Below are 13615 nucleotides of genomic sequence, written 5' to 3' on the forward strand. Positions count from 1 at the left end.
AAATCAGACCACCGGCCGTGCCCGGACGTTCGTGTCCGGGTCGCGAAATGGTCATGTGCGGCTGCGAGCGTGCGGACCGTCCTTGTGAAGGAGGGTCTTCATGGCAGTCAACCGCCGTCAGGTGGTCGTGGGAACCGGCGCGGCCGGCCTGGGCTTCGCCTTGTCGGGTGCGGTGAGCTCGGTGTTCGCCGGCACCGCGTCCGCCGCAACACCGAAGAAGTTCACCGGGTACGGCGAGCTGGTCCCGGATCCGAAGGGCCTGGTCGATCTTCCCTCCGGCTTCCGGTACACCGTGCTGTCCCGAGCCGGGGTCGACTCCCTGACCGGCGGGGGTGCGGTGCCCGGCGCGCCCGACGGGACGTACGCGTTCCCGCTCGGCCCGGGCCGCAGCGTTCTCGTCCGCAACCACGAGCTCTCCCCCGGTGGCACGGACCTCGTCCCGCAGCAGCCGGGCATCACCTACGACCCGGCCGCCCCGGGCGGGACGACGACCGTCACCGTCGCCGGTGACCGGCTGCTGTCGGCCGTGCCCAGCCTGGCCGGCACCATCCGCAACTGCGCCGGCGGCAACACCCCGTGGCGCACCTGGCTGTCCTGCGAGGAGACCGAGGAGACCCCGGCGACCAACCCCGCGCTCACCAAGCGGCACGGGTACGTCTTCGAGGTCGACCCGTTCGGCCGGCTGCGTGACCGCGAGGCGGTGCCGCTGACCGCGCTCGGCCGGTTCGCGCACGAGGCCGTCGCGGTCGACCCCCAGTCGGGCTGCCTCTACCTGACCGAGGACGCGTCCAAGCCGTACGGCCTGATCTACCGCTTCCTGCCCCGCAAGCCGCTCGGCGGGCCCGGCAGCCTGCGGGCCGGCGGTAAGCTGCAGGCGCTGCAGGTCCCCGGTGTCCCGGACCTGTCCGCCATCAGCGAGCTGCACACCACGGTGCAGCTGTCCTGGGTCGACGTCCCCGACCCGGACGCCGCCACGGTGTCGACCCGCAAGCAGTTCGCCGCCGGCAAGGTCACCCAGGTCCCGAAGGCCGAGGGCATCTTCTGGTCCGGGCGCTCCGCCTACGTGGTCTCCAGCTACGCCAGGACCGCGGACGGCGCCGCCCGTGACCACGCCGGCCAGGTCTGGAAGCTCGACCCGAAGAAGGGCACCCTCGAGCTGGTGCTGCTGATCGAGCCGGGCGGCCGGTTCGACGGCCCCGACAACATCACCGTGTCGCCCAACGGCGGCATCGTGCTGTGCGAGGACGGCGACGGCGAGCAGTACCTGATCGCGCCGTCGGCCGAGGGTGTCCCCTACCCGCTGGCCCGCAACGCCGTCAGCGACAGCGAGTGGGCCGGCGCCACGTTCTCCGCGGACGGCCGCTGGCTCTACGCCCACATCCAGAGCGACGGCCTCACGGTGGCGATCACCGGCCCGTGGTGGCGCGGCTGAGCGTCCGCCTCGCGACCGCGAGAACGCGAGCGCGAACGACCCCGGGACGTCGAACGCGGCGTCCTGACGCACCGGTGCGCTGACCGGTGCTCCGGCTACCCGGCCGCGATCGGCCGGGTAGCCGGAGCGGGGACCCACCTGCCGGCCGCCATGACCCGCGTGACCCTCAGATCGGCGTCGAGCACGACGAGGTCGGCGTCCAGCCCGGGGGCGATCGACCCGCAGCGGTGGGCGAGGCCCAGCACCCGGGCGGGGTTCGTCGCCGCGGCGGCGACCGCCACCTCGAGCGCAAGCCCGGCCGCGACGGCGCGGCGCACCGCCAGGTCCATCGTCAGGGTGCTGCCGGCGAGCGCGCCGGTGGCGGCCAGGCGGGCCTGCCCGTCCCGGACCCGGACCGGGTGGCCGCCCAGCAGGTAGTCGCCGTCGCCGACACCCGCCGCGTCGACCGCGTCGGTGACCAACACCAGGCGCGCCGGCTCGGCGGCGACCAGGCGCAGCAGCGCCGGGTGCACGTGCACGCCGTCGTTGATCAGTTCGCAGGCCACACCGGCGTCGAGCGCCGCCCCGGCCGGGCCGGGCTCGCGGTGATGCAGCGGGCGCATGCCGTTGAACAGGTGGGTGGCGAGCGTCATGCCAGCCGCGAAACCGGAGGCGGCCTCGTCGTAGGTGGCGTCCGTGTGGCCGGCGGCGGCGATCACCCCCGCCGCGAGCGCGGCCTCGGTCACCGCGCCGGCCCCGGGCAGTTCCGGGGCGAGGGTGATCACCCGCAGCGTGCCCGCGCCCGCCGCGACGAGCTCGGCGAACACACCGCGGTCAGGCGCGCGCAGATGCTCGCCCGGCTGGGCGCCACGGCGCGCGGGCGCGAGGAACGGCCCCTCCAGATGCGCGCCGACCACATGGCCATCCGGCCCCGGCCCGGCCGCGGTGAGCGCCGCCACCCAGGACAACTGCTCGGCCAGGCGCTCCACCGGCGCCGCCACCAGCGAGACCAGCGTGCGGGTCGTGCCGTGCGCCCGGTGGAAGGCCACCGCCGCGGCCAGATCGGCCGGTGACGCCGTGACGTCGTGCCCGCCCCCGCCGTGGACGTGCAGGTCGACGAACCCGGGCACCAGCCAGGACCCGGCCAGGTCGACGATGTCCGCGCCGCCCGCCCCCGCGCCGCCCGCCTCCCCACCGACGGGCCCGGCCGTGGGGCCGACCTCGGGGCCGACCTCGGTGATCAGGCCGTTCTCGACGCGCACCCGGCCGGGGTCGAGGACACCGTGCGGCGTCACCACCCGGGCGCCGGCCAGAACGATCATCCCAACCTCCCCCTCGAGCCTCCCCCCGCGGGCCCGGCGTGCCCCGTGGCGGTGCGCGGGTGTGGCGGCACGCTCACCGTAGCGGCACCGCGCTGCGGGCCGGACTGGCGCCATGACGACGTAACGGACAGATCGCGCGTCCTGAGTTGAAGAAGCCCGGCGCTGGGCGTCCACTCGAAACACGGACTTCTCGCCCGGCGTGCCGCACGGCCCGGTCCCGCTGACCGGCCGCGCACGCCCGGCGGGACGTCACCGGACGACCGCCGACGGGAGCTGAATGCCGGACGGACGGGAAGCGACACCGGGCGGGGCCCGCGGCCGCGCCGAGCCGGACGGGCTGCCCGCGCGTCCGGTGTCCCGCGGCGCGTTCCGCGCGATGGCCGCCATCGGGCTGGCCTTCGTCGTGCTGGCCGCGGCCGTCGCGATGGCGCTGCCCGAGCACATCGGTAAACAGGCGGCGCAGGCCGCGGTGACGGCTGCCGCGCTCGCCTCCGCGATCTGCTGCCTCGTCACCGCGCGACGGGTGCCCCGGCGCGAGCGCCGGTGGCGGCGGTTCGAGGCGGCGGCGATCACGTCGAGCTTCGTGGCGGGAGTGGCCGTCTCGATGGTGGCCAGCGGGGAGACCGTCCCCGATCTCGCCGCGACCGGGACCGCGCCGCTGCTCGGCTATGCCCTGGGCCTGGCCGGGCTGCTGACCTTCCCCACCGAGCGGGCCCGCGCCATCCCGATCAGCACGAACAAACGCGGCGGGATGGCCTGGTACCTCGAGGCCGTCCTCGACGGGCTGCTCGTCGTCGGATCGCTGCTGCTGCTCGTCTACGCGATCCTGGTCGTCCCGCTCGTGCGGTCGACGCAGATCAACCAGGCGTCGCTGGCGTTCGGAGTGGCCGGCGGGGCGGGCAAGCTCATCCTGCTCTCCGCCGTCATCTTCATCCTGATCTTCCGACGGCCGACGGGCTCGGGATCGCTCAGCCTGCTCAGCGCGAGCCTGCTCCTGTTCGCCGTGACCGACGGCGCCGCGCTGAACGCCTACGCGAAGGCCACCGACGGCCCGGACGCGGTCGTGCTGGTCGGCTTCGCCGGCGGCAGCGTGCTGACCGCGCTGGCCGCCGCCGCCCCCCACGACGGCATGATCATCCGGACGAGGCGCAGCCCACGCGGGGTCTGGGCCCGCGTCGCCGTGCCCTACCTGCCCCTCGGCTGCGTCGGCGCCCTGCTCGCGGCCCAGATCATCACGCACGCCGACATCCCGGTCGCGCAGATCATCGGCATGCTCGCGCTGATGCTGCTCGCGCTCGCCCGCCAGCTCGTGACCACGATCGACAACACGATGCTGCTGGCCCGCTACGAGGACAGCCGGGCCCGGCTGCACCACCAGGCCTTCCACGACCCGCTGACCGGCCTGGCGAACCGCACGCTTTTCTTCCGCCGGCTGCGCGCGGCCATCGACCGGCACGAGCGCACCGGCCACCCGGTGGCGCTGCTGTTCTGCGACCTGGACGACTTCAAGGTCGTCAACGACAACCTCGGCCACGCCGCCGGCGACCGGGTCCTGCGCACGGCGGCCCACCGGCTGGCCCAGGCGGCGGGCCCGACCGACACGGTGGCCCGCCTCGGCGGCGACGAGTTCGCCGTCCTGCTCGACACCGGGGCCGCGGACCGGGCGGGCGGGCGCGCCGAGGAGCTGCGCGCGGCCGGCGACCGGATCCGCGCGGCGCTGCGGATCGCCGTGGCCATCGAGGACCGCCGGCACCTGGTGCGCGCCAGCCTCGGCCTGGTGATCGTGGACACGGAGGCGGGACCGGTCTGCCCCGACGAAGTGCTCCAGTACGCCGACCACGCCATGTACGCGGCGAAACGGCTGGGGAAGGGCAACCTCGTCGTCTACTCCCCGGAGATCGACGACTCCCGGCAGGCCGGGATGGCAGGGCAGGCCGGGATGGCCGGCTGAGCGGCAGGCTCAGCCGGCGGGCCGGGCGGCGGGCGCCGCCCCGCGCGTGAGTTGTCCACCCCCCCGTACTTGCGGGCGACGTCGGCGAGCTGACGGCGGATGTGCAGGATCTGCGCGCCGGTCAGCGACGGCTCGGTCTGCAGCAGGACCTCGGTGACCTCCTGCGTGAACTCCTCGGCCGGCAGGACGTCGCACAGCCCGTCGCCGCCGTCGTCGTGGCGGGAGACCACCGGCGCCGGGGCGGTCGTGGCGGCCGCCGGCCCGACGACCGAGCCCGCCGCCGGGCCCCGCAGGATCCGGGCCGCCGACGCCTTCCGGCCGCGGTCGCTCTCCTCGACCTCGAACTCCATGACCACGCCCGGCACTACCAGACTCTTCTCGACGAGGAGATCGTTCGCGTGCAGGAAGACATCCTCGCCGCCGTCGCTGGGCGCGAGGAACCCGTAGCCGCGCACATGATCAAAACGAAGTACTTTTCCCGTACTCACAACTCACCCACAGCCCCTGAGAAACCCCATGATCTGGCCCACTGCCGACCGCACCCCGCCAGTCACCCCAGACGGAACCGTGGCAGTCGCCAGCCATCTTAGGCAGCCCGCGTCGCCGTGACCCGGGTTTTCGCCGCGCCGGCTTGCCCGGCCGCCGCGGCGGAGTCACACTGCGACCCAGTGGCCACGCCCACACCCCGCGCCGCCCGCTCCCACCCGGCGACGCGCGGGTGATTGGGGAGGGGGAGCATGTTCGGTCGCCGCAGGACCACCGTGGACGAACATCCATCCGACCACGCGGCGCGCGGGCCGGCACCTGCCGCCTTGGACGGCCCCGGCCCGTACGACGTCTCCGAGCTCGCCTGGCCCGGCGGGGCAGGCGGGGCGGCGCACGAGGCGCCGGCCGACCCGCCCGGTTCCCGCTCCGGCTCCGGCGGCGCCGTCCCGGGTGTCGGAGCCGTACCCGGTGGGGTGGGGCGGCACACGCCCGAGATTCTCGACCTCGGCGCGCTGCGCGTCGCGGTGCCGCCGGGAGTGACCGCGCGGATCGCCCGCGGCACGCGGACCGGGCCGGGCACCGACCTCGTCCTGACGGCCGCCGGGCTCACCGTGCGGGTGACCGTGTTCGCCGCGCCGACCAGCGGGCGGCTGTGGGCCGGAGTACGCGCCGAGCTGGCCGCCGGCCACCCGGAGTCGGAGGTCCGCGACGGCCCCCACGGCCCGGAGCTGCTGCTCCCGGGCTGCCGGGTCGTCGGAGTCGACGGCCCGCGCTGGTTCCTGCGGGCGGTCGTGACCCCGGCCGACGCCGACGGGGCCGACGAGATCCTGCGCGGCCTCGTCGTCGTACGCGGCCCCGGTGCCATGCCGGCGGGCACGGCCCTGCCGCTGCTGCCGGTCGGGCCGGCCGGCAGCCGCCCGAACGCCGGAGCCCTCGACGACCTGTGGACCGACGAGCCACTGACGGCCGGCACCGGAACCCTCGAGGGCCGCCGCGCCGTGCACGAGTACGCGGCGGCCTTCACCGGCGACCTCAGCCGCAACCTGTCGACCTGGGGCTGAAGCCCCGCCGGGCTGTGGGGCATGATGCAGCCGGGGGTGGGCCGTGCCATGCCCGTCTCCCCCTCTCCCGACCCGACTCGACCTTGATGGCGGCGGTGTGCGCACCGATCAGGACCTGGCCTACGCGACGCTGTCCGACGCGCAGCGTCTCGATCTGTTCCTGCCCACGGGCGGCGGCGATCCGCCTCCGGTCGTCGTCGCGATCCACGGCGGCGGGTTCGCCGTCGGCGACAAGCAGGACATGGCCCGCACCGCGCACGCGCTCGCCGGCGCGGGCTACGCGGTGGCCAGCGTCAACTACCGGCTCTCCGGTGAGGCGGCCTTCCCGGCGGCGGTCGCCGACGTCCGGGCCGCGGTGCGCTGGCTGCGGGCGAACGCGCGCCGCCTCGGGCTGGATCCGGCCCGGATCGGGGTGATCGGCGAGTCGGCCGGCGGCTATCTCGCCGCCATGCTCGGCGCCGCCGGCGACGACCCGCTGCCGGAGGACGTCGACCTGGACCCTGCCGTCGACCTGGACCCCGCCGTGGACCTCGGCCCCGCCGGAGCGCGGCCGTCCAGTGCGGTGCGGGCGGTGGTCGACCTGTACGGCCCGGTGGACTTCTCGACCATGGACGCCCAGCTGCGCGCGAATCCGCGCTGCCCGGCCCGGGCCGCCTCGCACGACCGCGCGGACTCACCCGAGTCGCGTTTCCTCGGCGCGCAGATCACCACCGCGCCGGAGCTGGTGCGCCTGGCCAGCCCGCTGTCCCACCTGCGCCGTGACCGCCCGCCGCCGCCGTTCCTGATCGAGCACGGCGACACCGACTGCACCGTCCCCTACCAGCAGTCGCAGCAGCTCGCGGACGGCCTGTGCGCCGCCGGCGGGTCGGTCGAGCTCACCCTGCTGCGGGGGGTGGGCCACGGCGGGGCCTTCCCGCTCGCCGAGCGCCTGCCGGGCATCATCCAGTTCCTGGACCGCGCTCTGGACCACACCCCGCGCTGATCCCGGCCGCTACTGACGGGGTCACTGCTGACAGGGTCTCAGGGCAGGGCAGGGCAGGGCAGGGTCTCAGGGACGGAAGCTGTCGGGGTCGGCGGCGGCCCAGTCGGACGCCCACGAACGCGGCGCCTCGGCGAGCAGCTCACCGGGTTCGAGCCACTCGTACAGCTCGGCGTAGCTACGGGTGTCGGTGTGGGTGACGCGGCGCATGAGCATCCCCGGGTGGAGCTGCTCGGGCCCGGTGCAGCCGAGCGAGGCCATCACCTGCACCGCCTGGGCGACGGTCGCCGCCTGGTAGCGGCGGACCCGTTCGCTCTTGTCGGTGACGTCGAGGGCCCGGGCGCGGCGCGGGTCCTGGGTGGCGACCCCCACCGGGCAGGTGTTGGTGTGGCAGCGCTGGGCCTGGATGCAGCCGACCGCCATCATCATCGCCCGGGCCGCGTTCGTGTAGTCCGCGCCCTGCGCGAGCCGCTTGACGACGTCCACCCCGCTGGCGACCTTGCCGGCGGCCCCGATCCGGACCCGGTCGCGCAGGCCCACCCCGACCAGCGCGTTGTGCACGGTGATCAGGCCCTCCGTCAGCGGGGTGCCGACGTGGTCCTCGTACTCCAGCGGTGCCGCGCCGGTGCCGCCCTCCGAGCCGTCCACCACGATGAAGTCCGGGGTGATCCCCTCCTCCACCATCGCCCGGCAGATCGCGAGCAGCTCGCGGCGCGACCCGACGCACAGTTTGAACCCGGCCGGTTTGCCGCCGGCGAGCTCGCGCATCCGCCCGACGAACAGGACGAGCTCGCGCGGCGTGGCGAAGACCCGGTGGAACGACGGGCTGATGCACGCGACCCCCTCGGGGACCCCGCGGGCCCGGGCGATCGACGCGGTGACCTTCGCCGCCGGCAGCACGCCGCCGAGGCCGGGCTTGGCGCCCTGGCTCAGCTTGAGCTCGACCATCCGCACCGTGGGCAGCGCGGCGACGTCCTTGAAGCGGGCCGGGTCGAAGTCACCGTCGGGGGTGCGGGTGCCGAAGTAGCCGCTGCCGATCTCCCAGACCAGGTCGGCGCCGTGGCGCAGGTGGTATTCGGTGAGCCCGCCCTCGCCGGTGTCGTGCGCGAAGCCGCCGGCCGCGGCGCCACGGTTCATCGCCAGCACCGCGTTGGCCGACAGCGACCCGAAGCTCATCGCCGAGACGTTGAGCAGCGCCATGTCGTAGGGCTGGGTGCAGTCCGGCCCGCCGACGCGCACCCGCGGCGGCGCGGAGCCGGGGGCGACCGGCACGGGCGCCGTGGAGTGCGGGAGGTACTCGTAGCCGACCTCGTTGACGTCGCGCTCGGTACCGAAGGCCTGGTCCCCATGGGTGCCCTTGGCCCGCTGGTAGATCATCGTCCGGGTGGCACGGTCGAACGGGCGGCCGTCGTAGTTGCGCTCGACGAAGTACTGCTGGATCTCCGGACGGATGGTCTCGAGCAGGAACCGGGCATGCCCGAGCACCGGGTGGTAGCGCAGGATGGCGTGCTGGCGCTGGACGACGTCGTGCACGGCCACGGCCAGCAGCGCGCCGGCCACCGCGGCGGCGGCCCACCAGCCGGCCGCGGCCAGCAGCGCCGCGCCGACCGCCACTGCCGTCAGCACGGCCAGGACCAGCACGGTGACGAGCGGCAGCATGGCGATCGCGTCCTTCCCCCGCCCCGATGCGTCGGGGCACGGCAGCTGTTCGCACCGCCCCGATCGGGCCCGGACCGGGATCCGAGGCAGGCCCGGATCCGACCGTATCCCGCGCTTCGTCGAGGTTGTCAGCTCTGCTGGAACTGCGCGCGCGGTCGGCCCGTCTCACGCGGGACCGCGACAGCCGGGACGGGCACCTCCCGCGCCCCCCGGCCGGGGATGAACAGGCCCATCAGCACGGCGGCCGCCGCCGCGCCCGCACCGAGCGCGAACACCGCGTGGAAGCCCGCCAGCGACGGAACCTCCCGGCCGCCGAACGTGATGGTCATGTTGGCCAGCATCACCCCGACGATGGCAGCCGACGAGGAGGTGCCCAGCGAGCGCATCAGGGTGTTCAGACCGTTGGCCGCCGCGGTCTCGGTCGCCGGCACCGCGGCCATGATCAGCGACGGCATGGACGCGTAGGCCAGCGCCACCCCGACCCCGCCGATCACCGCGAGGAGCACGACCTGCCAGACCGAGTGCATCACGAACAGGCCGATCAGGTAGCTGACCCCGATGATCGCGGAACCGAGCACCAGCGTCGTCTTCGGCCCCCGCATCGCCGACACCCGGGCGGTGAGCGGCGAGGCGAGCATCATGACCACCCCGAACGGGGCGAAGCACAGCCCGGCGACGACCATCGACTTGCCCAGCCCGTAGCCGGTGCCCGCGGACAGCTGCAGGAACTGCGGGATGACCAGCCCCATCCCGTACATCGCGAAGCCGACGACGACCGAGGTCAGGTTGGTCATCAGCACCTGACGGCGGGCACTGACCCGCAGGTCGACCACCGGGGAGGCGTGGCGCAGCTCCCACGGGCCCCACAGGGCCAGCACCGCGAGCGCGGCGAGCACCGTCCCCAGGGTGGTGATGGACGTCCAGCCCCAGGTGCTTCCCTTGGAGATCGCCAGCAGCAGGCAGGTGATCCCGGTGCCGAGCCCGAGCGCCCCGACGACGTCGAAGCGGCCGCGGACGTCGCGCACCGGCGACTCGGGGACGACCCGCCACAGCATGGCGAGCACCAGCACGCTCAGGACGGTGGCCGTCCAGAAGAGCACGTGCCAGCTGAAGTTCTGAGCGATCAGCGCCGAGGTCGGGACACCCAGCGCGCCGCCGATGCCGAGCGAGGAGCTCATCAGCCCGAGCGCGGAGCCGAGCCGCTCGGGCGGCAGCTCGTCGCGCATGAGGCTGATCCCGAGCGGGATCAGCCCGGTGGCCAGCCCCTGCAGACCGCGGCCGACAACCATCTGTGGCAACGACGTGCTCAGCGCGCAGACCAGCGAGCCGGCGCCGAGCAGCCCCACGCTGCCGAGCATGATCCGGCGCTTGCCGTACATGTCACCGAGCCGCCCGGCGACGGGCGTCGCGACGGCACCGGCCAGCAAGGTGATCGTGACGACCCAGGTCGTGTTGGACGCCGAGGAGTCCAACAGGCGCGGGAGCTGCGGAATGATCGGCACGACCAGGGTGTGCATGAACGACGCCACGATGCCCGCCACGGCCAGCGCCGCGGTCAACAGGCTCGGGCGCGGCGCGGTCGGTCCCATCGGTGCCGTCGACGCCGGGCCCGCCCCCGGTTCGGCCGGGTCCGTGCGAGCTCGCGCCATGGCGGTACTCCGATTCGACGAAGGTGGTGCGGGCTCGACGAAGGTGGTGCGCGGCGGCGCCGGGACAGACTGCCGGGCCGGACGCCAGCTCAGGTGTTTCCTATATGCATGCTACACACAATATGGTTTGTACACATCCTGTCGTCACACCGTTAGACTGGGAGAAAGGTCACGGTCCGCCGCCGCTGGTGCGCGCGGACGTCCAGCGGAGGCCCGGGTGCACGACAGTCTGCGCGACCTGGAGCGGGAGCTGATGCTGCTCGCCAGGCACCACATCGCGCCCAACGCCGCGAGACGCGGGCGAACGCGTCACCTCGACCGCTCCGCCTATCTCCTCCTCAGCCGCCTCGAGGCCCAGGGCCCGATGACCATCGGCCAGCTCGCCGAGGCCTTCTCCCTCGACGTCTCCACGGTCAACCGCCAGACCGCCGCGGTCCTCCAGGCCGGCCTGGCCGAGCGCATCCCCGACCCCGACGGCGGCCTCGCCCGCAAGCTGAGCATCACCCCCGAGGGAGCCCGCCGCGTCGCCGACGACCGCGCCTTCGTCATCGGCGAGCTGAGCGGCCTGGTCTCCACCTGGTCGGAGGACGAGTTACGCCTGTTCGCCAGCATGCTCGAGCGCTTAAACGCAAGCATCGAAGCCAAGGACGGCCAGCGCCCCTGGCCACGCTCCGCTTCCGTCCCCGGCCGCTGACCGCAGGGGTGCGCCAATGGCACCCACTCGAACAGGTGAGACTCCGCCTCTACGGCCTGGGCTTGCGCGCCACGCCGATGACGTGCGCGCTCGTTCCGAGCATCGAGGGTTCGGTCTCGGTCAGACGGATGACTCGGAGGAGATCGGCGGGGTCGGCCATTCGCTGCTCGAGGTCCCCCAGCAACCAGGCGAAGCCCTCGACGGCGACAAGGCGGGTGTCCTGGTAGCCGGCGAGATCCAGCTCCCCGCGCAGTTCCTCAGGGTTGTGGAAATACGCCCAGAAGGCGCCGTCGGTGTGGCGTTCCGGATCCTGACTGAGGCCGGTGCGTAGGTTGCGGTCAAAGTCCTCCCAGACCCCATCGCTGTCGAGCAGGCCTTTCTTCGTCGCGTCCAGGACCCAGGCGTGCCGGGTGATGACCTCAACCAGGACAGCACCACCCGGCCGAAGAACACGGCTTGCCTCGCGCAGCGCCGCGGCCCGCTCGTCCGCCTGGACGAGGTGGTAGAGCGGGCCCATGAGCAGCACGACGTCGGCCGCCTGATCGGCAACCGGCAGACTGCGGGCCTCACCCCGCTGGGCGCGAAACGGCGCGTGCTGTTGCGACCGGCAGCGGGCCTGCGCCATCTCGACGTGGCGGACGACCGGGTCGACGAGGAGCACGTCGTAGCCGCGTTCGGCGAGGTGCGCGGCGTGAGTTCCCGGGCCGCCGCCGACATCGACGACACTGCCGTGTTCGGGCAGGAACCGGGCAAATCGGGCAGGAACCGGGCAAAGATGTCCCAGCTCCGAAGCCGGACCAGGTCACCGAGGCCCGGCTTCCACAGACGCCGGTCCTCGTCAACCAGCTCATACCGGGCCGTCACCCGACTATCAATCTCCACCCGGCTGATCTCCACCCGGCCAGTATGGGAAAGCCGCCCGCACGTGGCGATCCTTTTTGTCCGTCCTGCGTGACGAGATGACTTGAACCTGACGGATTCGATCATGACCCAGACCGGGCTTGACACCGGCCCCGGCTGCCGCGCGGGGTGGGCGGAAGGCTCGGGTTGGCTCGGGGGTGCCGCGGGGCGGGACCGAACGTCCGTCCGACTGGGACCTTCGTCGTTGCTCCGGCGACAAACGATTCGGGCCGGGCGAGTTCCGTACCGGCCAGACTCGAGGCACGCAGGCCGGACGGCGCCATCGACCCGGCCGACCGGCACAGGCCCAGCACAGCCACGGGGAAATGTCGCCGTCCGGCGATCGCGCGGTCACCCGAACAGGTGGACGCACCGGACCATCGGAGGACGACACGGTGAGCGAAGACAGCACGGCCGGTACGACTCCGCTGCACCTGCGCGGCCGCGACGCGGTCATCGCCGCCTCCACCGACGCACGGTGGCGTGACGGGGCCCCGCCGGACTACCGCTTCTCCCGCGAGGTGATGCCCGGGGAGCGCACCGTCCACCACACGCCCGGCTCCCTCGCCGACGTCGTCGAGCAGCTCGTACAGGTGTTCGAGATGGAGCTGTCGTACAAGAGCGATCCCGCCCAGTGGGTCAGCATGGTCAGCGACCGGATCCGGGTCAGCATGAACGGAGGACCGGCGGCGGACAGCGCCGAGCTCGCCGAGCGGGGCAGCTACAACGTCCTGATCGGCGAGAACCCCTACTACTCGGCCGCGGCGGAGACCTTCGAGTCCTCCCATGAGACCTTCCACCGGGCGTTCCCGGGCGGGTTCTTCTGGGAGGTCCTCGAGGTGTACTCACCGCCGCCCGTGATCGCCTTCAAGTGGCGGCACTGGGGTACCTTCGACGGCCCCTACCAGGGGCACCAGCCGACCGGGGAGCGGATGGAGCTGTTCGGCGTCACGGTCGCCCGCTGCGCGCCGGACCTGCGCCTACTCGCGGTGGAGAACTTCTACGACAACACCACGTTCCTGGGACGTCTCGCCGGTGCCGAAGAGCCGGGGACGGCCGGTCACCCAGGGCGCGCCTAGGCACCACGCCTGTCCCCGTCGCCATCCCGCGTCGCGCAGTCCCCAGCGTGTTTGCGCAGGTAGGAATGCTTCCAGCCGCGATGGGACGAGAATGTTCGCGTCGGACCGATCCGCGAGGTCCGCGGCGACGAACCCCGGTCGAGTCATTGGTGACGACGCGATGGGGAGTCATGGAAGCCGACCAGATCCAGGCGGCGGCGCTGCGCGCCCTGCCCGGTACCGGGGACGGCGTTTGCGGGCCGACCCCGGAGACGCTACTGGCCCGCACGGGCCGCGGGGACACCGACGCGTTCGGTGCCCTCTACGACCAGCTCGCCGCACGCGTGTACGGACTCGTGGGGCGGGGGGGGGGGGGCCCCGGGGCGGGCGGGGGGGGGGCCCCGGGGGGGGTGGGGGGGGGGGGGGGGGGGGGGCCCGGGGTGGG

10 protein-coding genes and 2 pseudogenes are annotated in these 13615 nt (G+C 73.7%); 7 read left to right on the forward strand and 5 right to left on the reverse strand.

Going from position 1 to position 13615, the window contains the following annotated elements:
* Positions 1-100 precede the first annotated feature (100 nt).
* Positions 101-1432 carry an alkaline phosphatase PhoX gene (locus MXD62_RS37710; protein WP_248834089.1) on the forward strand — a complete coding sequence of 444 codons (1332 nt, stop codon included), beginning with the start codon at positions 101-103 and terminating at the stop codon, positions 1430-1432.
* 95 nt (positions 1433-1527) lie between these two features.
* Here the strand turns inward: MXD62_RS37710 and nagA are convergent, their stop codons facing one another.
* A complete protein-coding gene (nagA, locus tag MXD62_RS37715; protein WP_248834090.1) occupies positions 1528-2733 on the reverse strand; it encodes an N-acetylglucosamine-6-phosphate deacetylase in 1206 nt (401 codons plus the stop codon).
* Positions 2734-3010: 277 nt separating this feature from the next.
* Between nagA and MXD62_RS37720 the strand changes: the two genes are divergently transcribed.
* The gene (locus MXD62_RS37720) at positions 3011-4684 is read left to right on the forward strand and encodes a GGDEF domain-containing protein (RefSeq protein WP_248834091.1); all 1674 of its coding nucleotides are present in this window, start codon (positions 3011-3013) and stop codon (positions 4682-4684) included.
* A 50-nt stretch (positions 4685-4734) separates the two neighbouring features.
* Here the strand turns inward: MXD62_RS37720 and MXD62_RS37725 are convergent.
* Positions 4735-5172 (reverse strand): annotated as a pseudogene (locus MXD62_RS37725) (cold-shock protein); the annotation flags it as partial.
* A gap of 273 nt (positions 5173-5445) precedes the next feature.
* Between MXD62_RS37725 and MXD62_RS37730 the strand changes: the two are divergent.
* Positions 5446-6231 carry a DUF3710 domain-containing protein gene (locus MXD62_RS37730; protein ID WP_248834092.1) on the forward strand — a complete coding sequence of 262 codons (786 nt, stop codon included), beginning with the start codon at positions 5446-5448 and terminating at the stop codon, positions 6229-6231.
* 97 nt (positions 6232-6328) lie between these two features.
* Positions 6329-7213 carry an alpha/beta hydrolase gene (locus MXD62_RS37735; protein WP_248834093.1) on the forward strand — a complete coding sequence of 295 codons (885 nt, stop codon included), beginning with the start codon at positions 6329-6331 and terminating at the stop codon, positions 7211-7213.
* Positions 7214-7279: 66 nt separating this feature from the next.
* On the opposite strand, the gene MXD62_RS37740 is transcribed toward MXD62_RS37735, so the two are convergent.
* Both MXD62_RS37740 and MXD62_RS37745 read right to left on the reverse strand, forming a co-directional pair.
* Positions 7280-8869: an FMN-binding glutamate synthase family protein gene (locus MXD62_RS37740; RefSeq protein ID WP_248834094.1), complete on the reverse strand. Its 1590-nt coding sequence runs from the start codon at positions 8867-8869 to the stop codon at positions 7280-7282.
* A gap of 128 nt (positions 8870-8997) precedes the next feature.
* The gene (locus tag MXD62_RS37745; RefSeq protein ID WP_368862512.1) at positions 8998-10458 is read right to left on the reverse strand and encodes an MFS transporter; all 1461 of its coding nucleotides are present in this window, start codon (positions 10456-10458) and stop codon (positions 8998-9000) included.
* A gap of 277 nt (positions 10459-10735) precedes the next feature.
* Here MXD62_RS37745 and MXD62_RS37750 point away from each other — a divergent pair, with 277 nt between their 5' ends.
* Complete coding sequence (locus tag MXD62_RS37750) at positions 10736-11212, forward strand: MarR family transcriptional regulator (RefSeq protein WP_248834096.1); 477 nt, start codon at positions 10736-10738, stop codon at positions 11210-11212.
* A gap of 49 nt (positions 11213-11261) precedes the next feature.
* Here the strand turns inward: MXD62_RS37750 and MXD62_RS37755 are convergent, their stop codons facing one another.
* On the reverse strand, positions 11262-11996 hold the full coding sequence (locus MXD62_RS37755) for a class I SAM-dependent methyltransferase (protein ID WP_308301391.1): 735 nt from the start codon (positions 11994-11996) through the stop codon (positions 11262-11264).
* A gap of 511 nt (positions 11997-12507) precedes the next feature.
* Between MXD62_RS37755 and MXD62_RS37760 the strand changes: the two genes are divergently transcribed.
* Positions 12508-13191: a SnoaL-like polyketide cyclase gene (locus tag MXD62_RS37760; protein ID WP_248834097.1), complete on the forward strand. Its 684-nt coding sequence runs from the start codon at positions 12508-12510 to the stop codon at positions 13189-13191.
* A 149-nt stretch (positions 13192-13340) separates the two neighbouring features.
* A pseudogene (locus tag MXD62_RS37765) lies at positions 13341-13615 on the forward strand (hypothetical protein); the annotation flags it as partial.

Source organism: Frankia sp. Mgl5 (assembly GCF_023242985.1).
GTDB classification, from domain to species: Bacteria; Actinomycetota; Actinomycetes; order Frankiales; family Frankiaceae; genus Parafrankia; species Parafrankia soli.

What these genes read in the sequence shown, in the direction of transcription:
- MXD62_RS37710 (WP_248834089.1), top strand. Translation starts at nt 101, where the DNA reads ATGGCAGTCAACCGCCGTCAGGTGGTCGTGGGAACCGGCGCGGCCGGC.
- nagA (WP_248834090.1), bottom strand. Translation starts at nt 2,733, where the DNA reads ATGATCGTTCTGGCCGGCGCCCGGGTGGTGACGCCGCACGGTGTCCTC.
- MXD62_RS37720 (WP_248834091.1), top strand. Translation starts at nt 3,011, where the DNA reads ATGCCGGACGGACGGGAAGCGACACCGGGCGGGGCCCGCGGCCGCGCC.
- MXD62_RS37740 (WP_248834094.1), bottom strand. Translation starts at nt 8,869, where the DNA reads ATGCTGCCGCTCGTCACCGTGCTGGTCCTGGCCGTGCTGACGGCAGTG.
- MXD62_RS37745 (WP_368862512.1), bottom strand. Translation starts at nt 10,458, where the DNA reads ATGGGACCGACCGCGCCGCGCCCGAGCCTGTTGACCGCGGCGCTGGCC.